Source organism: Ensifer sp. 4252 (assembly GCF_050434565.1).
Lineage (GTDB): Bacteria > Pseudomonadota > Alphaproteobacteria > Rhizobiales > Rhizobiaceae > Ensifer.
The window spans coordinates 164,766-187,441 of record NZ_JBNDIU010000006.1; the positions used below are offsets into that span (position 1 = coordinate 164,766).

The window sequence follows — 22,676 nt, forward strand, 5'->3', positions numbered from 1 at the left end:
TGAAAATGCCAAATCCTCCCAAGACGTCCCGCATTGTCATCGTCACCGGTGCCGCCATCGGCATTGGCCAGGCGACCGCCAGGGCGTTTGCTGCCAAGGGCGATCATGTCGTCGTCACCGATATTCTCGAGCGGGAAGCATCGGCCACTGTCGGCGCGATCCAAGAGGCTGGCGGTTCCGCCGAGTTCGCCTATTACGACGTCCGCTCGACCTCGGCGACCGACGCGCTGGTCGCTGACCTGGAAAAGCGCCATGGCCGCGTCGACGTCGTCGTCGCCAATGCCGGTATTGCCCATCGCACCCCGCTTGCCAAGCTCACCGACGACAAGTGGGACCTGACCTTTGACATCGACCTCAAGGGCATCTTCCGCCTCGCGCGCGCCGTTGCACCCGGCATGCGCCAGCGCGGCGAGGGCAGCATCGTCGCTCTCTCCTCGATCATGGGCGTTGCCTATGGCTGGGACGAGCATGTGCACTACTCCGCCGCCAAGTCCGGCGTCGTTGGTCTGGTGCGCGGGCTCGCGGTCGAACTTGCCGGCGACGGGGTTCGCGTCAACGGCGTAGCACCAGGCTACATCCGCACGGCCCAACTGCTGTCGGAGGAAAACTCGCTGGGGCCGGACGGCGCGGAAGCGGCTGCAGCCTTCATCCCGATGAAAAGGCTCGGCACGCCTGAGGATATCGCCGACGTCATCGCGTTCCTGGCTTCCGACTGCGCGAGATACATGACCGGCCAGGTGCTGGTCGTGGATGGAGGCCTCCTCGTGGGGCGTTACTAGCGCATCGGCCCGAAAATCGATCCCGATTTTCGGAAAGCTCGATGCGTCGATTGAAGGCGTTAGAGCGTCCTTTGTGCGTCCGAATGGACGCACGGCGCTCTAAGGCGCCGCGTTGCGCGGCGAAAGAACAAGGGGCTCGCATCAAGCGGGCGCCGGGGAACAACAACTGGAGAAGAGACAATGCCAAATCTGGAAATCAATCGCCGCTCGCTCCTCAAACGGTCCGCCGGGCTGATGGCGCTGGCCATGGGGGGCGGCACGCCGTTCCTGTCGTCGCGGGCCGCCTTTGCGCAGGCCGCCGATCTGGCGGGCCTGCAGCTGCGCACGATCGGCCTTTCGGTCACCGTTCAGGAGCGCATTCTCGAACAGTTCAAGGCTGCTGCCGGCGTCGGCGGCACTTCCGGCACGGCGGCCACCTTCCCGGACGCCCAGACGAAGATCCTCTCCGGCTCCAAGGACTATGATTGCTGGGAAATCATCGCCGAGCGCCTGCCGTCGATCGTCATGACCAACAATGTCGAGCCGATCCCGGCCTCGGCGCTGAAGAACTGGGCCAACATCCGCGACACCTTCACCACCGCCAGCGATAAGTGGGATCGATCCGCCCAGATCATCGGCCAGATCTGGACCGACGAAAGCCAGACGGCGCTGAACATGGTGCCGGCCGTCTATAACTACGATTCCATCGGCTACAATCCCGATGTGCTGTCGGCCGAAGAAGCCAACAGCTGGACCGCGATCTTCGATCCGAAGTGGAAGGGCAAGTCCGGCATCAACACCGACCCCTTGATTGCCATCGGCCAGGCGATGATGGCGATGAACTCGCTTGGCCTTTCCGACGTCAAGAACCCGGGCAATGCGACCGCAGCCGAAATCGACGAGGCTGCGGCGTTCCTGATTTCCAAGAAGAAGGAGGGCCAGTTCCGCGCTCTCTGGGGCGATTTCGGCGAACTCGTCAACCTGATGGCATCGGGCGAAATGGTTGTCTGCGACGCCTGGCAACCGGCGGTCATGGCCGTCAAGGCGCAGGGCAAGCCCTGCCGTTACGCCGTACCGAAGGAAGGTTACCGCGGCTGGGCGATTGGCCCCGCGATGATTGCCGGCACGGCCAACAAGGAGGCGGTCATCGCCTATGCCGACTACTGGCTCTCGGGCGAGCCGGGCATCACCGTTTCGGAGCAGGGCTACTACTCGCCGTCGACCAACATCAAGAACGCCATGGCACCGGAGAAATACGCCTTCTGGTACGAGGGCAAGCCCTGGGTCGGCGCCGAAGAGCGCGGCATCAAGGAAGGCGACCTGCGCGACGGCGGCTCGCTCGAAGAGCGCGCCAAGAACGTCGCATACTGGCATCAGTGGCCGGATGAATACGACCACCTGATCCAGAAGTGGGACGAGTTCCTCAACGCCTGATCGAACAGGCCGGGAGGCGGACGCCTCCCGGTTTCTCCAGATAACGCGTGGCCTCGCCCGAACGACCGTGCGGCCAGGGCCACGCACCCGATACCAGTGATTTCAGCAAGCTCCGGAGAGCCACGATGATCTTCGACCTCGAACTCAATAACGTCGGCAAGGTCTACGACAACGGCACGCCCGCCGTGATCGATTTCAACCTGTCGGTTTCCAAGGGCGAGTTCATCGCGTTTCTCGGGCCCTCAGGCTGCGGCAAGACGACGACGCTGCGCATGATCGCCGGCTTCGAATCGATCTCCTCCGGCGAGATGCTGATCAAGAGCAAGCGTATGAACGACATCCGACCGGAGCACCGGCCGACGTCGATGATCTTCCAGAGCTACGCGCTCTTTCCCCATATGACCGTGCGCCGCAACGTCGGCTACGGGCTCGACGTCAAGGGCATGGCAAAGGCCGAGCGCGACGCCAAGGTCGACCGTATCCTGGCAACGCTTGGGCTTGAGGACATCGCCGAGAAGAAGCCGGATCGGTTGTCGGGCGGCCAGCGCCAGCGTATCGCGCTCGCCCGCGGGCTTGTGGTCGAGCCGGATATTCTGCTGCTCGATGAGCCGCTGGGCGCGCTCGACGCCAACCTGCGCAAGGCGATCCAGAACGAACTGAAACTGCTGCAGAAGACGCTCGGCGTCACCTTCGTCTTCGTCACCCATGCCCAATCCGAGGCACTGGCGCTCTCCGACCGCATCGTGGTGATGAACCAGGGCAAGGTTGAGCAGATCAGCCCGCCGCATCAGCTCTACACTCGGCCGAACACGGCCTTCGTCGCGCAGTTCATCGGCAACAACACGATCTTCCAGGGCGAAGTCGAGGGCGCATCCGACGACCGGACGCTGGTCTCGACGCCGCTCGGTCAGCTGTCCGGCCGGCCGAACGGCACGCTTGCCAGGAGGTCACGGGTCAATGTCGTCATCCCGGCCGAAGCGATCGAGGTGCATCCGGCCGCCCGGGTCTCGCGTGACCAGATTGCCGACACTGTCGGCGGCAACGTCGTCAGCGCCAGCGTCAGCCGCTTCGACGTCGTCGGCCACGTGTCTCATCTGACGGCAGCGCTTGGCGACGGGCGCACCGTCTCGCTCGAAGCCCATGTCGACAAGTACCAGCCCGACGCCTTCCCCGTCGGCGCGGACATTCTTCTCAGCTGGCAGCCAGGCGAAGCCACCGTCATTCCAGCCTGATTTTTGAACGATAAAACACGAAGGAGACATACCATGGCCAAGGAAATCCTCTGCAGCTTCGGCATCGACGTCGATGCGGTCGCCGGCTGGCTCGGATCCTATGGGGGCGAGGATTCGCCGGACGATATCTCGCGCGGCCTTTTCGCCGGCGAGGTCGGCAGCCCGCGCCTGCTGAAACTCTTCGAGCGCTTCGGCATCAAGACCACCTGGTTCATTCCCGGCCACTCGATCGAGACCTTCCCGGAGCAGATGCAGGCCGTCGCCGACGCCGGCCACGAAATCGGCATTCACGGCTACACCCATGAAAACCCGATTGCCATGACGCGCGAGCAGGAGACCGAAGTCCTCGACAAGTGCATCGATCTCGTCACCAAGCTTTCGGGCAAACGGCCGACCGGCTATGTCGCGCCGTGGTGGGAGTTTTCCAACGTCACCAACGAGCTGCTGCTCGAGCGCGGCATCAAGTACGACCACTCGCTGATGCACAACGACTTCACGCCCTATTATGTCCGTGTCGGCGACAAGTGGACCAAGATCGACTACTCCAAGAAGCCGTCCGACTGGATGGTGCCGCTGCAGCGTGGCAAGGAGACCGATCTCATCGAAATCCCCGCCTCTTGGTATCTCGACGACCTGCCGCCGATGATGTTCATCAAGAAGTCGCCGAACAGCCACGGTTTCGTCAATCCGCACGACATCGAGCAGATCTGGCGCGACCAGTTCGACTGGGTCTATCGCGAGATGGACTATGCGGTGTTTCCGATTACCATCCATCCCGATGTTGCCGGCCGCCCGCAGGTGCTGATGATGCTGGAGCGGCTCTATGCCCACATGATCAAGCATCCCGGCGTAAAGTTCGTGACCATGAACGAGATCGCCGACGATTTCGCCAAGCGCTTCCCGCGCAAGAAGTGAGCAACTGACGGGGGCGGCGGTCAAACCGCCCCTGTCTATCAGACAGATTGGATGAGACGATGTGCTCTCTTTGTGGCGTCCTTGGAGGCAACGAACACTGGGCCGATGCCGTTGCGCGGCCGGGTGTCTACACCCGCAATGTCGAGCGCATCGACCGTAGGCGCGAACGCGCCAACCGCGTGCGGATCGCCAATACGATGCTGGCGCGTTTCGGTCTGACCATCTCGGATTGGCAGGGCGCATCCTTCGTGCTTGCTACTCGCACCGGCAAGAGCGAGATCATCGAGGACCTCGGCCATCTCTGGCCGACGGCCGAAAGGCTTTGCGGCCGGCCCTGCGACCCGCTCGACTTGGGCCTGATTGACGCCGCTGAGGCCGCGATCGATGGCTGAGCTGCAGATCCCGCTGCTGACCCCGATCAACCTGCTCACCGGCTTCCTCGGCTCCGGCAAGACGACGCTGCTTGCGCGCCTGCTCGCCGATCCAGCACTTTCGGACGCTGCCGTTCTCATCAACGAGTTCGGGGAGGTTGGTCTCGACCATCATCTGGTCGAGCGCATCGACGACACCATGGTGCTCCTGCAATCCGGCTGTCTCTGCTGCACCGTGCGCGGCGAGCTTGCCGAGGCGATCAAGGATCTGCATTCGAAGCGGGAGCGCGGGCTGGTCCCGCCCTTCCGCCGTATCGTCGTTGAAAGCACCGGGCTCGCCGATCCGTTCCCGGTGCTGTCGACAATCAAATCCGACCCGGTTCTGCGCCACCATTTCCGCCCCGGCAACGTCATCACCACCGTCGATGCGGTCAACGGTCTCCGCCAGCTTGAAACCTATGTCGAATCCAACCGCCAGGCCGCGGTTGCCGATCGGTTGGTCATCACCAAGGCCGACCTGGCGCCAGCCGGCGACGTCGTCAGTCTTGTCGAGAAACTGCGCGGCATCAATCCGGATGCGCCACTTCTGACGACGACCGATCCGTCTTTCGATGTCAGCGACCTCGTCGACGAAAATCTCAGCCTGCGCGCAGCGGCGCTGCAATCGGCAAGCGGCTTTTATTGCGAGACACCTGTGCAACTGGCAACGGCGGACGGCGCCGTTCATCAGTCGGCGGTGACATCCTTCGTGATGACCGTGGAGCGCGCCGTCGACTGGACGGCCTTCGGTATCTGGCTAACGATGCTGTTGAACCGCCACGGCGAAAAGGTGCTGCGGGTGAAGGGCATTCTCAATATTGCCGGCGAGGAGCGCCCGGTCGCCATTCATGGCGTTCAGCATCTGGTTCATACGCCTGTTCATATGGAGCGCTGGCCGGACGAGGATCGCCGGTCGCGCATCGTCTTTATTGTTGACGGTCTGGATGTCGAGCTGCTGAAACGATCGTTCGAGGCCTTCGCCCTCGATCGGTCGCCCGTCGGAACGGTGGCCGTCCCGAAACACAGTCTGCAGGAACGTCAGTCGTCTTCATGAGCAAACACCAGCCTGACCAAGCGACAACAGCGACACCATCCCTTCATCTCGCAGGTCGCCCACGCCTGCGCGTGCTCGGCACGGCGATCTCGCTGCTCGAAGAGTTGCGGGTCCGCGCCGAGGCGGATCTCGGCATCGATGTCGTGTTCGACAACAACGATTTTCTGACGACCCAGCACAAGGCGGCGCAGGAGCCGGATAGTTACGACATCTACGACCAGTGTTTCCACAATCTGGATATCGTCTGGTATTGGCGGGCGATCCAGCCGATCGAGATCGGCCGCATCGCGCTTTGGAACGAGATCAACGATCTGACCAAGACCGGCCATATCGGCCCGAATGCCCGCCTGGGGCAGGGGGATGCGCCGGTCAAGAAGCTGTTCGTGCAGCCCAATCTCGAACTGGGCGACACGCCGTCGAGCACCATTTCGATGCTGCCGACGACGCATAATTTCGACAGCTTTGCCTACCGAACCGATGTTGCCCCCAATACGGTGGCGATGAACAGCTGGGCGGCGCTGCTCGACGAACGCTGGGCTGGGCGCGCTGCGCTCGTCGACGAGCCGGCGATCGGCATCTTCGATGCGGCCCTTGCCGCCCAGGCTTCCGGGCTGATGTCGTTCGACAATATCGGCGCCATGACGGTCGACGAGATCGACCGGCTGATCGGGCTGCTCGAAGAGCGCAAGAAGAACGGTTATTTCCGCGCCTTCTGGCGCACGGCCGAGGATGCAGCGCGGCTGATGGTGCGCGGCGAGACCGATATCCAGAGCATGTGGTCGACCGGCATTAGCATCCTCAACGGCCAGGGCGTCCCTGTGGAACAGGCGGTGCCGGCCGAGGGCTATCGCGCCTGGCATGGCGGACTGTGCCTCGCGCGTCATCTGTCGGGCCGCATGCGCGACGTCGCCTACGACTATCTCAACTGGTGGATTTCCGGCTGGCCGGGCTCGGTCGTCGCGCGCCAGGGCTATTACATCTCGACACCGGAGCGCTCGCGGCAATTCATGTCGGTGGCCGAGTGGGACTATTGGTATGGCGGCCTGCCGGCGACCTGCGATCTGCCGGGGCCTGATGGCACCATGCGCATTCGGGCCGGATCGGTCCGCAGCGGCGGTTCCTACTGGCAGCGCGCCAACTGCATCGCGGTCTGGAACACCACCATGGACGAACACAATTATCTGGTCCGCCGCTGGATGCAGCTGGTCGAGCGATAGAAGGACGACGGCATGACGCAGGATCTGGGTGGACGGTCGGTCGCACAGCTGTCGGCGTTGCTGCAATCGGGTGCGCTCGATCCGCGCGACCTGACGGGCTGGACGCTTGACCGGATCCGCAGCCACGACGATCAGGCGATCTTCACCGTGGTCCTGCCGGAGCGTGCAATGCGCGAGGCGGATGCTTCCGCCAGGCGCATTGCCGCCGGGCGTCCGCTCGGCCTTCTCGACGGAATTCCCGTTGCCTGGAAGGATCTGTTCGCTATGTCGGGCGTGCCGACGACGGCGGGATCGGTCGTCCTCAAGGACACGCCGGCCGCACAAGACGATGCTGCGGTGGTGACGGCGCTCAGCCGTGCCGGCATGGTCAGTGTCGGCCTCGTCAACATGAGCGAGTTCGCCTTTTCCGGGCTCGGCATCAACCCGCATTACGGCACGCCGCGCAATCCGCGGGCACGGGATGTCGACCGTTTGCCGGGCGGCTCGTCCTCCGGTTCCGGCGTCGCCGTTGCCGCCGACCTCGTACCGGTATCGATCGGCACGGATACGGGCGGGTCCATCCGCATCCCCGCCGCCTTCAACGGCATCGTCGGCTACAAGGCGACGCGTGGCCGCTATTCCATGCGCGGCGTCTTTCCGCTGGCCAAGAGCCTCGATTCGCTCGGTCCCCTTTGCCGAACGGTACAGGACGCCGTCTGGATCGATGCGGCGATGCGTGGCCTGCCCGCGCCGGAAATCCGTCGCGGCAATCTCGAGGGCCTGTCGATCGTGGTGCCGACGACAGTGGTGTTCGACGGTGCCCAAGACGGGGTTGTTTCCGCTTTTGAAGCCGGCGTCGGCCGGCTGCAATGGGCGGGCGCCCGTGTACGTCGTCAGCCGTTTCCCGCATTCGAGCGCATCTTCGAGGCCATGGCGCAGCATGGGCCGCTGGTGACGGCCCAGGCCTACGCCCTACATCGAGACCGGCTCGAAGGCCCGCAGGCGGTATCGATGGACCGGCGCGTCGTAGCGCGGGCCCGGCTCGGGCAAAAGATCAGCCTTTCCGATTACATCGCCACGCTTGAGATACGCGAGGCGCTGGTCGCCGAGATCGCCGCCAAGATCGGGCCGAACGAGCTGATCGCTTATCCCACAGTTGCGCATGTCGCGCCTCCGACGTTGCCGCTTCTCACTGACGATGCTTTGTTCGTCGAAACCAACGCCAGAACCTTGCGCAACACGTCGATCGGCAATTTTCTCGACTGGTGCGGCGTCTCGCTACCCTGTGGCAGCGGGGATGCCGGCATGCCGGTCGGCCTGCTCCTTTCCGCCCAACCGCATCATGACGCGCACCTGTTGTCGATGGCGCTTGCGGCGGAAGCAGTGGTGCGCGCCGATTGAGGTGCTCATTGCCGTGCGAACACGCCCAGCGACAAGAGCGAGCGCACTTTGCGACTAGCCGGAGCGGCAAAGGCATAGTCTACTGCTTGTAGACCTCCGGGAACGCCGGTTGCAAAAGCCCTTAAGAGGTAGCGACGTTCAAGGCGACCGGTCAGGAATAATGGGCCGCAATCGGCCGTCGCTTCGGCAACATGGGAACAGCCGAAGCGAACGGACGGCGGACGGGATGGGAGCTTCGCATGGACGTGAGTTATTCCACGGCAGGCACGGCTGCGCTCGAGCGCAAGCGGTATTGGGACGAGGCGGTGTCGAGCACCTATTTTCCGCTCGACCTGCGCTTCCAGAACGCGGCGGAGTTTTCCGGCGAGCTGAACGTCTGGGACCTCGGCGCCGTCTCGCTGTCGCGGCTCGATTCCGACGGGCTTCTCTACCGCCGACAGAAACGGCATCTGCTGCATGAGCGCGAAGAAAGCTACCTGATCACCGTGCCGGAGAAGGCGGAGATCAGCTTCGAGCAGAGCGGCAAGGCGGTGCGCTGCAAGCCGGGCGCCTTCCTCGTCGAGCGCAGCCATCTGCCTTACGAGTTCAGTTACACCACCAAGAACACGCTCTGGGTGCTGAAGGTGCCGATCGCCACGCTGCGGCCGCGCGTCGGCCTTCCCGAACGTATCGCGTCGCTGAGCTTCGATTCCACCCGGGGAACCGGCGCATTGTTCGTCGACATGATCCGGCTGATCGCGCCACGGCTTGTCGAAATGGATGCTCCCGCCCGAGACATGACCGGCAAGCATCTTGTCGACATCCTGGCGATGTCGCTCACCTCCGACGAGCGCATGCTGATGTCGGGTGCCGGTTCGGTGCAGGTCGGCCACCTGCACCGCGTCGAAAGCTATGTCCGTGCCAATCTTGCCCGGGCTGACCTCGGGCCACAGGCGATTGCCGATGCCTGCGGCATCTCGGTGCGTTATCTGCACCAGCTGATGAAACGGCAGGGCACGTCCGTATGCCACTGGATCCGGCTCCAACGACTTCTGCGCTGCGACGAGATGCTGCGCGATCCGTGCTGCCGCAAGCTGGTTTCGGAAATAGCCTACGCACTCGGGTTCAGCGACCACGCTCAGCTCAGCCGTCACTACAAGGCGCATTTCGGCTACAGCCCGAGCGAAGCGCGCGAGCGCTACAGCCTGACGAGCCCGAGCGGCTCGGGCTGAGCCGGCAGCCGGCAAACTCCAGACAGACATGAGGTGAGCGCACGCCCGACCGGGCGAGGGGCGAAGCCTTGCCCGATTTTCAACGGATGCCCGCTTTTCAGCGGAAGATAGACAGGAGACGGATTTTGCAGAACCTTCGCGTAGCGGTCGATGTCGGTGGTACTTTTACCGACATCTGCATTATGGACGAGACCACGGGCCGGATCCGGGTCGAGAAAACCTCGTCCTCCGTCGATCCGATCGACGGCATCATGTCCGGCGTCGAAAAGGCCGGCATCGACCTGTCGAAAGTGGCGCTGTTTTCGCACGGCACCACCGTTGCCACCAACGCCCTGATCACCCGGCGGTTGCCGCGTACGGCAATGGTCTGCACCCGCGGCTTCCGCGACGTGATCGAAATCCGCCGCGCCAACAAGGAAGACCTCTGGGATACCTACAAGGACGTGGTGCCGCCCTATGTTCCAAGGCGCGACCGGTTGGTGGTGACCGAGCGCGTCGACGCCCAAGGCGGGATCGTCGCCTCGCTTGACGAGCATGAGGCCCGTGAGGTGGCGCGCATTCTCAAGCGCCGCAAGGTCGCGGCTGTGGCCGTCTGCTTCATGAACGCTTTCATGAACGGCGCGAACGAGCGCCGGATGAAGGAAATCCTGATGGAGGTGATGCCCGGCGTGCCGGTTTCGACCTCGTCGGAAGTGCTGCCCGAGATCTTCGAACACGAGCGTTTCTCGACAACGGTCGCCAATGCGGCGCTCAGCCCCGTTGTCGTCGACTACACGTCGCGGCTCGGCAAGCGGCTGCAGCAGGACGGCTATGAACGCGACCTTTTGCTGCTGCACACCGGCGGCGGGGTGATGACCCCGAAGAGCGTCGAGGACTTTGCCGCGCGCCTTGCCGGCTCCGGCATCGCCGCCGGCGCCATCGCCAGCAAATATATCGCCGAACTCTGCGGCTTCCGAAACTCGATCGGCCTCGACATGGGCGGTACCTCGACTGACGTGTCGCTCGCCTATGACGGCCAATCGCGCATCACCAAGGACTGGTTCATCGAGTTCGGTTATCCGATCCGCTTCTCCTCGATCGAGGTGCTGACCATCGGCGCCGGCGGTGGATCGCTCGCCTGGACCGACGAGGCAGGGTCGCTGCGCAACGGGCCGCAATCGGCCGGCGCCAATCCGGGACCGGCCTGCTATGCCAAGGGCAACCGCCAGCCGACCAACACCGATGCCAATGTCGTGCTCGGTCGTCTTGGCACCAGCCTTGCCGGCGGCAAGATCACGCTCGATGCGGATCTGGCGCTTCAAGCCGTTCGCGAGGGCGTGGCTGAGCCGTTCGGGCTGGAGCCGCATGCGGCCGCCGATGCCATCATCCGCGTCGCCAATGCCAATATGTCGGACGCGGTGCGGCTGATCTCGATCAGCCGCGGCTACGACCCGCGCGATTTCGCGCTCGTCGCCTTCGGCGGTGCAGGCGCCCTGCATGGCGCGGCGATCGCCCGCGAACTGTCGATCCCGGCCGTCATCGTCCCGCCGAACCCCGGCGTCACCTCGGCGCTCGGCTGCCTGCTCGTCGACATGCAGCACGATTTTTCCGAAAGTTACCTGAAGGCGGCAGCCGATGCCGATGCAGGGGCGATCGAGGAGGCTTTCCTCCGCCTTGAACAGGAAGCCTCGGAACGGCTTGCCCATGAAGGGGTCGCGGCCAAGGACGTGGTGCTCCAGCGTAGTATCGACATGATGTATCTCGGGCAGTGGCGATCGCTTGCCGTTGCAGCACCCGCGCCGGTTACCGATATCGCACCGCTGGTTGAAGCCTTCCACCGCGAACATCAGCGCGAATACAATTTCCGTCGCGACGAGACGCCGGTCAGCCTGTTCCGCATCAACCTGAAGGCGGTCGGCATGGTGCCGAAGGCGTCGCTTGCAAAGCACGAGCCGACCGGGCTCACGCCCGAACCGAAGACGCGGCGCAGCGTCTGGTTTGCAGCCGATGCGGCGCTCGACACGCCCGTCTACGACCGCGAGACGCTGCCTACGGGCTTCGTCTTCAAGGGCCCCGCCATCGTCGAACAGCTCGATTCCACCGTCGTCGTCCCGCCGGGAACGACTGCGGAAGTGGACACCTATCTCAACATCATCATCCGCATCGAAGGTGAAGCGAATGTCTGAACATCAAAACCTTGACCCGGTGACCTTCGAAGTCCTGAAGAACTCCTTCATCACCAGCGTCGATCAGATGGCTGAGCAGATACTGAGAACCTGCTATTCCTTCGTCATCTACAACCGCGATTTTTCCAGCGCCCTTCACGATGCCGAAGGCAATTCGGCAGCCCAGGGCAACCAGGACATCGCCGTCCATGTCGGCACGCTGCATTTCACCTGCAAGGACGTCATCCGCGCCTTTGACGGCGACATGCATCCGGGCGACGTCTACGCGATCAACGATCCCTATGCCGGCGGCACCCATTTCAACGATGTCCGGCTCATCCGGCCGATCTTCGTCGACGGCAGGATCATCGCCTTCAGCCAGTCGAACGGACATTGGTCGGATCTGGGCGGCAGCGTGCCCGGCTCCTTCGATGTCGCCGCCAAGGAGATGTTTAGGGAGGGGATGCGGATCACGCCGATCCGGCTGTTCGACAAGGGGCGGTTCTGCAAGGACGTCGCCCACCTGATCGCCTCCAACACCCGCGACCCCGCCTCGATCATTGGCGACATCCATGCCCAGGCCCAGGCGACCCAGGTCTGCGAGCGCGAGACCCTGCGGCTCGTCGCCAAATACGGCGAGGGCACGGTGAAGCGCGGCCTTGGCGCCGTGCAGGATTATGTCGAGCGGGCCATGCGCCAGCGCATCGCGGCACTGCCGGACGGCGAATGGGAAACGCAGGACTTCATCGACCGCGACCCGGCCGGCAACGAAGGCATGATCCCGATCAAGGTCAAGCTGACGATCAAGGGTGACCGGGCGATCTACGACTTTACCGGCAGCCATCCGACCATCGGCTCGATCTATAATTCGGCCTTCGGCGCGACCTTCTCTGCGGTCGCGGCAGGCATGAAGACCTTCTTCCCTGATCTACCGCTCAACAGCGGCTTCTATCGGGTGTTCGAAATCATCGCGCCGGAAGGCTCGATCGTCGATGCCAAATGGCCGGTCGCCGTCACCGGCTTCCTCATGCCCTTCGAGAAGATCATGAACGCGATCTACGAGATCTGGTCGAAGATCATCCCGGAGCGCGCCATCGCCTGTGCGTTTAACCTCGAATATCTCCTGACCGGCGGGCGCGACGCACGGGCGGGAGAAAAGCCGATCTTCATGTTCTACGACTGGCTGCCCGGCGGCTGGGGCGGTCGCAACGGCAAGGACGGCTGCAATGTGACGACGGCCTGCTTCGGAACCGGCCTGATGGCCCAGCCGGTCGAGGGACAAGAGCGGGCAAACCCGATCCTGACCACCGAGTTCGAGGTGTTGACGGATTCGGCTGGCCCCGGAAAGTGGCGCGGCGGCGCCGGAGTGCTCAAGACCTCGCGCATGCTCGAAGCCGAAAACACCGTCATTTCCTATATCTGCGACCGCGAGCGCGCCATCGTCTGGGGCATCGAGGGCGGGTTGCCGTCGATGCCCCACGGGCTGACGCTGACACGGGAAAAGACCGGCAAAAAGGAATGGCTCGGCGCTACCTTCTCCGATGTCGCAATCGAGGCAGGCGACGTCTTCTCGCGCCCGACCGCAGGCGGCGGCGGCTTCGGCGATCCGCTTGAACGCGATCCGCGACGGGTGCTTGCCGATGTGATCGACGACTACGTTTCGGTCGAGCGGGCGGCCAAGGACTATGGTGTCGTCATTGACCCCATCGATCCGGAAATCTGCGCCTACGAGATCGATGCCGCCGCGACGGCCGCATTACGGAGAGAGATCCGGGCTGACCGCTTGGCCTGGCTGGAAGCGGATCCAGCCGAGGTCTCGGTGAAATTCAAGACCGGGGAGATCGATGCGCTCGACGCGGTGCGCCGCTATGCGGTGATCCTCGACTGGGACACCGGAGATCTGTTACCCGTCTCCACCGAACAGTTTCGCGACATGTATCGCAAACGCTCAGCGGCTGCCTGGCAGTAAGGACGGACATGCTTGGCCGGTGGGCGGCGCGCCCACCGTGAAACAGGGGAACGGTATGGCAGGTATAACCATCGTTGCGGCCAGCGAGAGCGACAGGTCCGCATGGAATGAACTTCATGCGGGATTTGCCGCCTTCTATGGCGTTGAGCAGACCGACGCGATGCGGGACCGGGTGTGGAGCTGGATCCGCGACGGCGAGCTGGAATGCCGGCTGGCGCTCGATGGCTCCGGCCGCCCGATCGGGTTGACCCATTTCCGCGAGTACATCCGGCCGCTGATGGCAGCGCGGGGCGGTTTTCTCGACGATCTCTTCGTTGCGCCTGAGGCCCGCGGAAGCGGCGCAGCACCCGCCTTGATCCGCGCCGTTGCCGATATCGGGCGCGAACGCGGCTGGTCCGTCATCCGCTGGATCACGCGCGACAACAACTACAGGGCGCGCAGCCTTTACGACCAACTGGCCACCAGAACGGATTGGCTGACCTATGATATTGCCCTGTGATCACGCATCAGAATGATCACGCATCGAAACAGGAGACGCCGATGACCGCACAGCCTAATTCCACCGAAGCGCGGGACATGGCCTACCACCTCCATTCCTACACCAACCCGCGCAAGCTGGAGCGGGAAGGGCCGCTCATAATCGACCGGGGCGAAGGCATCCACGTCTTCGATAACAGCGGCAAGCGCTATATTGAGGGTATGGCCGGGCTCTGGAGCGTGGCGGTCGGCTTCGGCGAGCAGCGGCTGATCGAGGCGGCGCGCCGCCAGATGGAGAGACTGCCCTACTATCATACCTTCTCGCAGAAATCGCACGGACCGGTCGCCGATCTCGCGGAGAAGCTGGTCTCCATGGCGCCGGTGCCGATGTCAAAAGTCTATTTCGCCAACTCCGGATCAGAGGCGAACGATACCGCGATCAAGCTGGTCTGGTATCGCTCCAACGCGCTTGGCAAGCCGGAAAAGAAGAAGATCATTTCGCGTATCAAGGGCTACCACGGGGTAACGGCGCTCAGCGCCAGCCTGACGGGCCTGCCCAACAACCATCGCTCCTTCGATCTGCCATTTCCCAACATCCTGCACACGACTTGCCCGCACTACCGCACCGGTGCTGAACCGGGTCAGGACGAGCTTGCCTTTTCACGCTGCTGCGCGGAGGAACTTGAAGCGCTCATCCTCGAGGAGGGACCGGAGACGATCGCTGCCTTCATCGGCGAGCCGGTCATGGGGGCCGGCGGCGTCATCGTTCCGCCGGAGGGCTACTGGGCGGCCATCCAGGAGGTGCTGCGGAAATACGACATCCTACTGATTGCCGACGAGGTGATCTGCGGCTTCGGGCGCACCGGTACCATGTTCGGGTCCGAGACCTTCGGCATGCGCCCTGATATCATGACGCTCTCCAAACAGCTGTCCTCGTCCTATCAGCCGATCGCCGCCCTTATGATCAATGACAGCGTCTACGAGCCGATCGCCAACGAGGCGGACCGAATCGGAGCGCTCGGCCATGGCTTTACGGCCAGCGGCCATCCGGTCGCCGCAGCCGTGTCGCTCGAAAACCTGGCCATTATCGAGGAGAAGGATCTGGTCGGCAACGTCCGCCGTCTTGCACCGCATTTCCTTGGCCGGCTCAATGCGCTCGAACGGCATCCGCTTGCGGTCGAAGCGCGCGGCATCGGCCTCATCGGCGCGCTCGAACTCGAGCCGGCGGATGGTGCGGCCGCTGGCGCAACGGGCGCGCGGGCGGGGGCGATCCTGCAGAAGAACGGCCTGATCTGCCGCAATATCGGCGACTCGATCGCCTTTTGCCCGCCGATGATCATCACGGCGGCCGAGATCGACGAGATGTTCGACATCGTCGAGGCGAGCCTTGCCGAACTCGGTCGGCAAGCGGCGGCATAGGCAGCCTTGCGTCGAGCCCGCAATCCTGGCGCGATCGGTTTAGCCTTTGCCAAGCTAATCATCTTTTGCGAAATGTTTCCAAACATTGCGGCTCCGCTTGGTCTACTCCTCCAAAGATGCTGCAGCCGGACATATGTTGGTGGCGTTGTTGAGCCGGCTTCCAGACCTTGGCGCTCGTGCAGCGGGCGAGCCTCGAGAATGGCGCCTGTTCCCGGTCGCTTCCTCATCCCTAATCGTAGCCAAAACATGCCAATTGACACGCCTTCAATCCTGGACATACATTAAGTCAAATTACTTGACTTATTAATGCGTCATCGAAACCTGGAGGGGAGTTCGTCATGTCGGCAGTCGAGGAAATGCGGTATCTCGCTGGCCCTGCGGCCGGGCCGCGCGCTGGCACTGATCGGCGAATCCGGCTGCGGCAAGACGACAAGCGCCCGCATTATTGCGCGCAAGGACGCGCGGACGGCGGGGTCGATGCAGTTTCGCGGTCGCGATATCACCGCCATCGGAAGCGCTGCTGCCGAGAAGGCCTATCGCCGCGCCGTGCAGATGGTGTTTCAGGATCCGTTCGCCTCGTTCAACCCGGTGTTCACCGTTTATCATCACCTGGCAAGGCCGCTTGCCCTTCACGGTCACCCCAGGGGCAGGGCGCAGTTGCGTGAGGCCGTCGACAGGCTCTTGAACGATGTCGGGCTCGATCCGGCCGTGACTGCGCACAAGTTCCCGCACGCGGTTTCCGGCGGGCAGCGCCAGCGTGTCAACATCGCCCGTGCGCTCGCCGTTCGGCCCGACGCTCTCGTTGCCGACGAGCCGACATCGATGCTCGACGTCTCGATCCGCCTCGATATCCTTGAGTTGCTCGCCGGTATCAAGCGCGATCGCGATCTCGCCATGCTCTACATCACCCCTGATATCGCCACCCCGCGCATATCGCCGAAGAGGTGGTCGTGATGTTTGCGGGCCAGATGGTCGAGTGGGGCGCGACGGAAGCCGTCATCGGCGATGCGCGCCACCCCTACACACAGCTGCTGCTCTCCGCAGTGCCCGATCCCGACCGTCCCTTCGTACCCGGCGGCAGCGCCCGCTTTTTCGACCATGCCGAGGAAGTTCGCTGCATCAGCCGCCCGGTCTCCAGCGTGGTCGACCAGGTCGGCCCCAAGCACTTCGTGCGCGCGCTCGGCGCCGCCTAACTCCCAGCACAACAGGTTTGCTCATGGATTATCTCGTCAATCTATCGCGGCTTCGCCCAAAGCCCGACCTCGATCAGCGTATGAGTGAGGCCGGAGTGACGATCAGGCGCGCTTTGGCGCCCGAGTTCGAGTTGGTGACCGCGTGGGTGCGGCAGAAGTTCGGTTCGGGTTGGGCCGGCGAGACCGCCGTCGCGCTCGCCCGCCAGCCGCCAACCTGCTTTCTCGCTACGCGCGATGGAAGCCTCATCGGCTTTGCCTGCTACGAGTCGATCGCGCGCGGGTTCTTCGGCCCGACCGGCGTCGACGAAGCGGCGCGTGGCGAAGGTATAGGACACGCCTTGTTGCTTGCTTCTTTGCTCGATTTGAAGACGATGGGCTACGCCTATGCCATCATCGGCGATGTTGGTCCGTCGGAATTCTACGAGAGGACCGTCGGCGCCATGCCGATCCCCAATTCCGCGCCCGGCATTTATGCCGGCATGCTCAAGATCGACGACTAACCCTTCTGGAGATGATGATGACAATCGCTACAAAACCGGAATTCCGGCTGGAAACACTCTGGACGCCGGCAAAGGCGGATACCCAAGCGGTTTATTCGCTGACACTGACGAACGCCTCCGATCGCCCGGTTCGGGATTTTCGACTTTGCGTTTCGGGACCTGCACGCATCGACCCTGCCGCCGTCGTCGAAGGCGGCGTGTTGTTGAGCCGGCTTTCCAACTATTCCGAGTTCGCGCCGCCGGCCGACCTGGTGCTTCAGCCGGGAAGTGTGTGGACCGTGAAAGCTCACGGAATGAGCTTTGAGCCGCAGCACTGGACCGACGGCGCCAACTCCGCCTATCTCGTTCTTGCCGATGGCAGCACCGCGCCGATCTCCGTCGTGCCGTCGCGCGCCCACGGCGACAATGCCGAGCTGAAGCGCGGCGCCGTCATCTATCCGGTGCCGAAGGTCGCACCGGTCGCGGTTTCGGTCGTGCCCTGGCCGCAGGAGGTGTCCGTCTCCGGCCGCCTGACGCCGCCGCTCGGGTTCGATCTTGCGCCGGAAGGGGCGGAAGCAGAGGCAGCAGCGCGCTCCTTTGCGGCGCTGACGGGCAGCTTGTTTCCGATTGAAGGCCTTGTCCGGCCGGTGTCGGAAGGCGGTCTTCCGGCAACGCTATCGCTCTCAGGCGACCTGGCCGAGGAAGCCTATGTTATCCGCTTTTCGCCAGCCGGCGTCGCGGTGACTGGCGGCACCCGCACCGGTCTCCTCTATGGCCTGATCACGCTCGGGCAGATCCTGCGCGGCGCGCGGCTTCATCCCGGCACATTCCTGTTTCCGGCAGGCGGCGAGATCAGGGACGAGCCGGCGCTCGGCTGGCGCGGCACGCATCTCGACGTCGCCCGGCAGTTCTACAGCACCGCCGAGGTTTCGCGGTTCCTACGGCTGATGGCCTGGAACAAGCTCAACCGCTTCCATTGGCACCTCTCCGACGACGAGGCCTGGCGGATCGAGATCGACGCCTATCCGGCGCTGACCGATATCGGCGCGTGGCGCGGCCATGGCCGCAAGATCCCGCCGCTGCTCGGCTCCGGCCCGCAGGTGACCGGCGGCTACTACACCAAGGCTGCCGTTCGCGAGATCGTCGCATTGGCGGCGACCCTGGGTATCGAGGTGATGCCGGAGATCGATGTTCCCGGACATTCCTTTGCGATGCTGCAGGCCATTCCCGAGCTGCGCGATCCTGATGAGGCCGGCAGCTATTATTCCGTGCAGGGTTTCCCGGACAATTGTTTGAACCCGGCGCGCGAGGAAACCTATCGGGTGCTCGAAGTCGTCTTCGACGAACTGATCGAGCTCTTCCCCTCGAAGATCATTCATGTCGGCGCAGACGAGGTGCCGCTCGGCGCCTGGTCGGGTTCGCCGGAGGCGCTTGAGCGCTTGCGCGCGGTGGCCGGCGATGAAATGGCGACGACCCACGCCAAACGGCTGAATGTGGTCACCAATACCCATGGGGCCGACGAGATCGACGGATCGGGTGCCGCCGTGCTGCAGGCGGAGTTCCTCGCCCGTGTCCAGGGGTTCCTTGCCAGCCGCGGCTGCGTCACCGGCGGGTGGCAGGAGGCCGCCCACGGCAACGTCATCGATAAGGAAAAATCGCTGCTGTTCGGCTGGCGAACGGTGGAGGCCAATGCGGAGCTTGCCGGCGAAGGCTATGATATCGTCGTTTGCCCGGGGCAGGTCTATTATCTCGACATGGCCAACAGCCCGGCCTGGTCGGAGCCCGGCGGCAGCTGGGCCGGTTGGTCGGACCCGGAAAAACTGTACCTGTTCGATCCGATCGAAGGCTGGACCGACAGCCAGAAAAAGCATCTGCGCGGATTGCAATGCTGCATCTGGTCCGAGCCGATGACCGATCGCGGTGTGTTCGATCGTCTGGTGTTCCCGCGGCTGTCGGCTCTCGCCGAAACCGGCTGGACCCGCCCTGAGCGCAAGAACTTCAAACGCTTCGAGGCGCTGGTCGGGCTGATGCCGGTTCTCTACGGCTTCTACTCCGAGCAATAGTCCTTGCTGTCGAACGAGACATCAAAGCAATGTGCTGCCTCGTTTCCCGTGCGTTTTTGAGGGGGCAGACGCCGCGAATCAACGTTTGCGGCGCGGCCGTTCCCCGTGACATAAGGGCGCCGCAACGTTTCGGGCCCCTAAGATATGATTCGTATCGAGAATATCAGCAAGCAGCTCAGCCACCGGATTCTCTTCATCGAGGCATCCGCAGCCCTCAACAAGGGTGAGAAGGTCGGCCTTGTCGGCCCCAATGGTGCGGGCAAGACGTCGCTCTTCCGGATGATCACCGGGGAGGAGGTTCCGGACGAAGGCCAGGTCGCCGTCGATAAGGGCGTGACGATCGGTTACTTCAACCAGGACGTCGGTGAGATGTCGGGCGGCAGCGCCGTGGCCGAGGTGATGAACGGCGCCGGCCCGGTGAGTACCGTTGCCGCCGAACTGCATGCGCTTGAAGCGGCCATGGTCGATCCCGATCGCCTCGACGAGATGGACGCGATCATCGAGCGCTACGGCGAGGTGCAGGCACGCTACGAAGAGCTTGACGGCTACGCGCTGGAAGGCCGCGCCCGGGAAGTGCTGGCGGGCCTGAGCTTCTCCCAGGAGATGATGGACGGCGACGTCGGCGCACTTTCGGGCGGCTGGAAGATGCGGGTCGCGCTCGCTCGCATCCTTTTGATGCGTCCTGACGTGATGCTGCTCGACGAACCGAGCAACCACCTGGATCTCGAAAGCCTGATCTGGCTTGAAGCCTTCCTCAAGGGCTACGAAGGCGCGCTCTTGATGACCTCGCACGATCGCGAGTTCATGAACCGGATCATCACCAAGGTGATCGAGATCGATGGCGGCTCACTCAACAGCTATTCCGGCGACTATGCCTTCTACGAGCAGCAGCGGGCACAGAACGAAAAGCACCAACTGGCGCAGTTCGAACGCCAGCAGGCGATGCTCGCCAAGGAGATCAAGTTCATCGAGCGCTTCAAGGCGCGCGCCTCGCACGCCGCCCAGGTGCAGAGCCGGGTCAAGAAGCTTGAAAAGATCGACCGGGTCGAACCGCCCAAGCGCCGCCAGACCGTGACGTTCGAGTTCCGGCCGGCGCCGCGCTCGGGCGAAGACGTGGTCAACCTCAAGAACGTGCACAAGAAATATGGCGAACGCAGTATCTATGAGGGCCTGGATTTCATGGTGCGCCGCCGCGAGCGCTGGTGCATCATGGGCATCAACGGCGCCGGCAAATCCACGCTCCTCAAGCTGGTGACGGGCTCGACTGACCCGGACGTGGGCAGTGTCGCGCTCGGCGCCAGCGTGAAGATGGGCTATTTCGCCCAGCACGCCATGGACCTGCTCGATGGCGAGCGCACGGTGTTCCAGTCGCTCGAGGATGCATTCCCGCAGGCGGGTCAGGGGCCGCTGAGGGCGCTTGCCGGCTGCTTCGGTTTTTCCGGCGACGACGTCGAGAAGCGCTGCCGGGTGCTGTCGGGCGGTGAGAAGGCGCGGCTGGTGATGGCGATGATGCTGTTTGATCCGCCGAACCTGCTGGTGCTCGACGAGCCCACCAACCACCTCGATCTCGACACCAAGGAAATGCTGATCAAGGCTCTTGCGCAGTACGAGGGCACGATGTTGTTCGTTTCGCACGATCGCCACTTCCTGGCGGCGCTGTCCAATCGCGTGCTGGAGCTGACGCCCGACGGCGTGCATCAATATGGCGGCGGCTATACGGAATATGTCGCGCGCACCGGCCAGGAAGCGCCGGGTCTGCGCAGCTGATTTCGATCGGTCGCGGTCTTGCGGCGACAATAGTCCGAAACGACAAGGGCCGAAGCGCGTAATGTGCTTCGGCCCTTTCGTTGTTGATGGCTCTATCTCGAAACCGCTGCGCCCGTTCGGGCGACCGGTATCAGGCGCGCTCTTCCCAGACCTTGGCCAGTTCCACCAATGTCTTGACGGCCCGCTCCATATCCTGGCGGCTCACCCATTCCAGCGGCGAGTGGAAGGCATGGCCGCCGGCGAAGATGTTGGGGCAGGGCAGACCCATGAACGACAGGCGCGAGCCGTCGGTGCCGCCGCGAATGCTGCCGCGCACCGGCGTCATGCCGGCCCGGCGTACCGCCTCGAGTGCATTCTCGGCGATCTCGGGGTTACGGGCGAGGATGGCCTTCATGTTGCGGTACTGCTGCTTGACCTCGAAGGTGTAGGAAGAGCCCGGATAGGCAGCGATCACGTCCTTGACGATGCCCTCGAGCATGGCTTCCTTGGTCGCCAGGCCCTCGTCTTCGAAATCGCGCACGATCAGGCTGAGGCTGGCCTTTTCCATCGTGCCGGTGACGCCGGTCGGATGAATGAACCCTTCGCGCCCTTCTGTGCTTTCAGGGGCGATGTCCTTCGGCAGGCGATCGATGATGGCGCCGGCGATCTTGATGGCGTTCTCCATCTTGCCCTTGGCAAAGCCCGGATGGATGGCGACGCCGGCGATGATGATCTCGACGCCGTCGGCGGAAAAGGTCTCGTCCTCGATATGGCCGGCGGTCTCGCCGTCGATGGTATAGCCGAACTGGGCGCCGAGCTTTTTCAGGTCGACCTTGTCGGCGCCGCGGCCGACTTCTTCGTCGGGCGTGAAGAGGATACGGATGGTGCCGTGCCTGACATCCGGATTGTCCATCAGGAATTGCGCCGCCGACATGATTTCGGCAACGCCGGCCTTGTCGTCGGCACCCAGAAGCGTCGTGCCGTCGGTGGTGATGATGTCGTTGCCGATCTGGTCGAGCAGCACAGGGTGCTCGCTGACGCGAATGACCTGCTGCGGTTCGCCGTTGAGCCTGATGTCGCCGCCCTGGTAATTCCTGACGATCTGCGGCTTGACGTTGGTGCCGGTGAAGTCGGGCGCCGTGTCCATATGCGAGCAGAAGCAGATGACCGGAACCGGCTTGTCGACGTTCGAAGGAATGGTGGCGTAGACATAGCCGAACTCGTCGAGATGCGCGTCCGTTACGCCCATCGCCAGCAGCTCTTCGACCAGCAGTCGGCCGAGCGTCTTCTGTTTTTCGGTGGTTGGCGTGGTCTTCGACTTGGCATCCGATTGGGTGTCGATAACGACGTAGCGAAGGAAGCGATCGATAACAGTGTCGGTCATGGGCAAAGCGTCCAATATATCTGCGTCAACGATGGCCTCGATATAGCCTTCGCCGGCGCGCCCGTGAATGGACTTTTCGCCTCGCCGACGCGTTTTGTCGGCGAGGCGGAGGTCGGGACGGCCGCAAGAACCGCTTCAAGCCAGTTTATTTGGCCCGATACTCTGCTTTGCCCTCAGTCACTGGCCGGCCG

General features: G+C 63.4%; 17 protein-coding genes and 1 pseudogene. 17 read left to right on the top strand and 1 reads right to left on the bottom strand.

What is annotated here, in order from left to right:
- Positions 1–5 precede the first annotated feature (5 nt).
- From ABIE33_RS15210 to ABIE33_RS15290, 17 genes and pseudogenes are all read left to right on the top strand, one after another.
- Positions 6–779, top strand: a complete 774-nt coding sequence (locus ABIE33_RS15210) for an SDR family NAD(P)-dependent oxidoreductase (protein WP_429126276.1) — start codon at positions 6–8, stop codon at positions 777–779.
- Between the two features lie 180 nt (positions 780–959).
- The gene (locus ABIE33_RS15215) at positions 960–2,192 is read left to right on the top strand and encodes an ABC transporter substrate-binding protein (RefSeq protein WP_429126278.1); all 1,233 of its coding nucleotides are present in this window, start codon (positions 960–962) and stop codon (positions 2,190–2,192) included.
- Positions 2,193–2,317: 125 nt separating this feature from the next.
- Positions 2,318–3,424 (top strand): ABC transporter ATP-binding protein, encoded by a 1,107-nt coding sequence (locus ABIE33_RS15220; protein ID WP_429126280.1) that lies wholly within the window; start codon positions 2,318–2,320, stop codon positions 3,422–3,424.
- Positions 3,425–3,457: 33 nt separating this feature from the next.
- Positions 3,458–4,339 (top strand): polysaccharide deacetylase family protein, encoded by an 882-nt coding sequence (locus ABIE33_RS15225; protein ID WP_065785125.1) that lies wholly within the window; start codon positions 3,458–3,460, stop codon positions 4,337–4,339.
- 59 nt (positions 4,340–4,398) lie between these two features.
- On the top strand, positions 4,399–4,731 hold the full coding sequence (locus tag ABIE33_RS15230) for a hypothetical protein (RefSeq protein ID WP_429126283.1): 333 nt from the start codon (positions 4,399–4,401) through the stop codon (positions 4,729–4,731).
- Entirely contained in the window at positions 4,724–5,803 is a 1,080-nt protein-coding gene (locus tag ABIE33_RS15235; protein WP_429126285.1) for a CobW family GTP-binding protein, read from the top strand. The genes ABIE33_RS15230 and ABIE33_RS15235 overlap by 8 nt, the downstream gene beginning before the upstream one ends.
- On the top strand, positions 5,800–7,020 hold the full coding sequence (locus ABIE33_RS15240) for an ABC transporter substrate-binding protein (protein ID WP_429126287.1): 1,221 nt from the start codon (positions 5,800–5,802) through the stop codon (positions 7,018–7,020). Before ABIE33_RS15235 ends, ABIE33_RS15240 begins: the two co-directional genes overlap by 4 nt.
- 12 nt (positions 7,021–7,032) lie before the next feature.
- On the top strand, positions 7,033–8,400 hold the full coding sequence (locus ABIE33_RS15245) for an amidase (RefSeq protein WP_429126289.1): 1,368 nt from the start codon (positions 7,033–7,035) through the stop codon (positions 8,398–8,400).
- Positions 8,401–8,639: 239 nt separating this feature from the next.
- Positions 8,640–9,611, top strand: a complete 972-nt coding sequence (locus ABIE33_RS15250; protein WP_429126291.1) for a helix-turn-helix domain-containing protein — start codon at positions 8,640–8,642, stop codon at positions 9,609–9,611.
- 125 nt (positions 9,612–9,736) lie between these two features.
- Complete coding sequence (locus ABIE33_RS15255) at positions 9,737–11,776, top strand: hydantoinase/oxoprolinase family protein (RefSeq protein ID WP_429126293.1); 2,040 nt, start codon at positions 9,737–9,739, stop codon at positions 11,774–11,776.
- Positions 11,769–13,724, top strand: a complete 1,956-nt coding sequence (locus tag ABIE33_RS15260) for a hydantoinase B/oxoprolinase family protein (RefSeq protein ID WP_429126295.1) — start codon at positions 11,769–11,771, stop codon at positions 13,722–13,724. The genes ABIE33_RS15255 and ABIE33_RS15260 overlap by 8 nt, the downstream gene beginning before the upstream one ends.
- Before the next feature lie 55 nt (positions 13,725–13,779).
- Entirely contained in the window at positions 13,780–14,223 is a 444-nt protein-coding gene (locus ABIE33_RS15265) for an N-acetyltransferase family protein (RefSeq protein WP_429126297.1), read from the top strand.
- A gap of 41 nt (positions 14,224–14,264) precedes the next feature.
- Complete coding sequence (locus tag ABIE33_RS15270; RefSeq protein WP_429126299.1) at positions 14,265–15,620, top strand: aspartate aminotransferase family protein; 1,356 nt, start codon at positions 14,265–14,267, stop codon at positions 15,618–15,620.
- 306 nt (positions 15,621–15,926) lie between these two features.
- Positions 15,927–16,813, top strand: a pseudogene (locus tag ABIE33_RS15275) (ABC transporter ATP-binding protein).
- 23 nt (positions 16,814–16,836) lie between these two features.
- Positions 16,837–17,313 (top strand): GNAT family N-acetyltransferase, encoded by a 477-nt coding sequence (locus ABIE33_RS15280; protein ID WP_429126301.1) that lies wholly within the window; start codon positions 16,837–16,839, stop codon positions 17,311–17,313.
- An 11-nt stretch (positions 17,314–17,324) separates the two neighbouring features.
- Positions 17,325–19,355, top strand: a complete 2,031-nt coding sequence (locus tag ABIE33_RS15285; RefSeq protein ID WP_429126303.1) for a beta-N-acetylhexosaminidase — start codon at positions 17,325–17,327, stop codon at positions 19,353–19,355.
- Between the two features lie 144 nt (positions 19,356–19,499).
- A complete protein-coding gene (locus ABIE33_RS15290; RefSeq protein WP_429126305.1) occupies positions 19,500–21,122 on the top strand; it encodes an ABC-F family ATP-binding cassette domain-containing protein in 1,623 nt (540 codons plus the stop codon).
- 130 nt (positions 21,123–21,252) lie between these two features.
- Here the strand turns inward: ABIE33_RS15290 and pepT are convergent, their stop codons facing one another.
- Positions 21,253–22,485 carry a peptidase T gene (gene pepT, locus ABIE33_RS15295; RefSeq protein ID WP_429126307.1) on the bottom strand — a complete coding sequence of 411 codons (1,233 nt, stop codon included), beginning with the start codon at positions 22,483–22,485 and terminating at the stop codon, positions 21,253–21,255.
- Positions 22,486–22,676 lie beyond the last annotated feature (191 nt).

Coding starts and splice junctions, on each gene's coding strand:
- ABIE33_RS15210 (WP_429126276.1), top strand. CDS start 6: ATGCCAAATCCTCCCAAGACGTCCCGCATTGTCATCGTCACCGGTGCC.
- ABIE33_RS15215 (WP_429126278.1), top strand. CDS start 960: ATGCCAAATCTGGAAATCAATCGCCGCTCGCTCCTCAAACGGTCCGCC.
- ABIE33_RS15220 (WP_429126280.1), top strand. CDS start 2,318: ATGATCTTCGACCTCGAACTCAATAACGTCGGCAAGGTCTACGACAAC.
- ABIE33_RS15225 (WP_065785125.1), top strand. CDS start 3,458: ATGGCCAAGGAAATCCTCTGCAGCTTCGGCATCGACGTCGATGCGGTC.
- ABIE33_RS15230 (WP_429126283.1), top strand. CDS start 4,399: ATGTGCTCTCTTTGTGGCGTCCTTGGAGGCAACGAACACTGGGCCGAT.
- ABIE33_RS15235 (WP_429126285.1), top strand. CDS start 4,724: ATGGCTGAGCTGCAGATCCCGCTGCTGACCCCGATCAACCTGCTCACC.
- ABIE33_RS15240 (WP_429126287.1), top strand. CDS start 5,800: ATGAGCAAACACCAGCCTGACCAAGCGACAACAGCGACACCATCCCTT.
- ABIE33_RS15245 (WP_429126289.1), top strand. CDS start 7,033: ATGACGCAGGATCTGGGTGGACGGTCGGTCGCACAGCTGTCGGCGTTG.
- ABIE33_RS15250 (WP_429126291.1), top strand. CDS start 8,640: ATGGACGTGAGTTATTCCACGGCAGGCACGGCTGCGCTCGAGCGCAAG.
- ABIE33_RS15260 (WP_429126295.1), top strand. CDS start 11,769: ATGTCTGAACATCAAAACCTTGACCCGGTGACCTTCGAAGTCCTGAAG.
- ABIE33_RS15265 (WP_429126297.1), top strand. CDS start 13,780: ATGGCAGGTATAACCATCGTTGCGGCCAGCGAGAGCGACAGGTCCGCA.
- ABIE33_RS15270 (WP_429126299.1), top strand. CDS start 14,265: ATGACCGCACAGCCTAATTCCACCGAAGCGCGGGACATGGCCTACCAC.
- ABIE33_RS15280 (WP_429126301.1), top strand. CDS start 16,837: ATGGATTATCTCGTCAATCTATCGCGGCTTCGCCCAAAGCCCGACCTC.
- ABIE33_RS15285 (WP_429126303.1), top strand. CDS start 17,325: ATGATGATGACAATCGCTACAAAACCGGAATTCCGGCTGGAAACACTC.
- ABIE33_RS15290 (WP_429126305.1), top strand. CDS start 19,500: ATGATTCGTATCGAGAATATCAGCAAGCAGCTCAGCCACCGGATTCTC.
- pepT (WP_429126307.1), bottom strand. CDS start 22,485: ATGACCGACACTGTTATCGATCGCTTCCTTCGCTACGTCGTTATCGAC.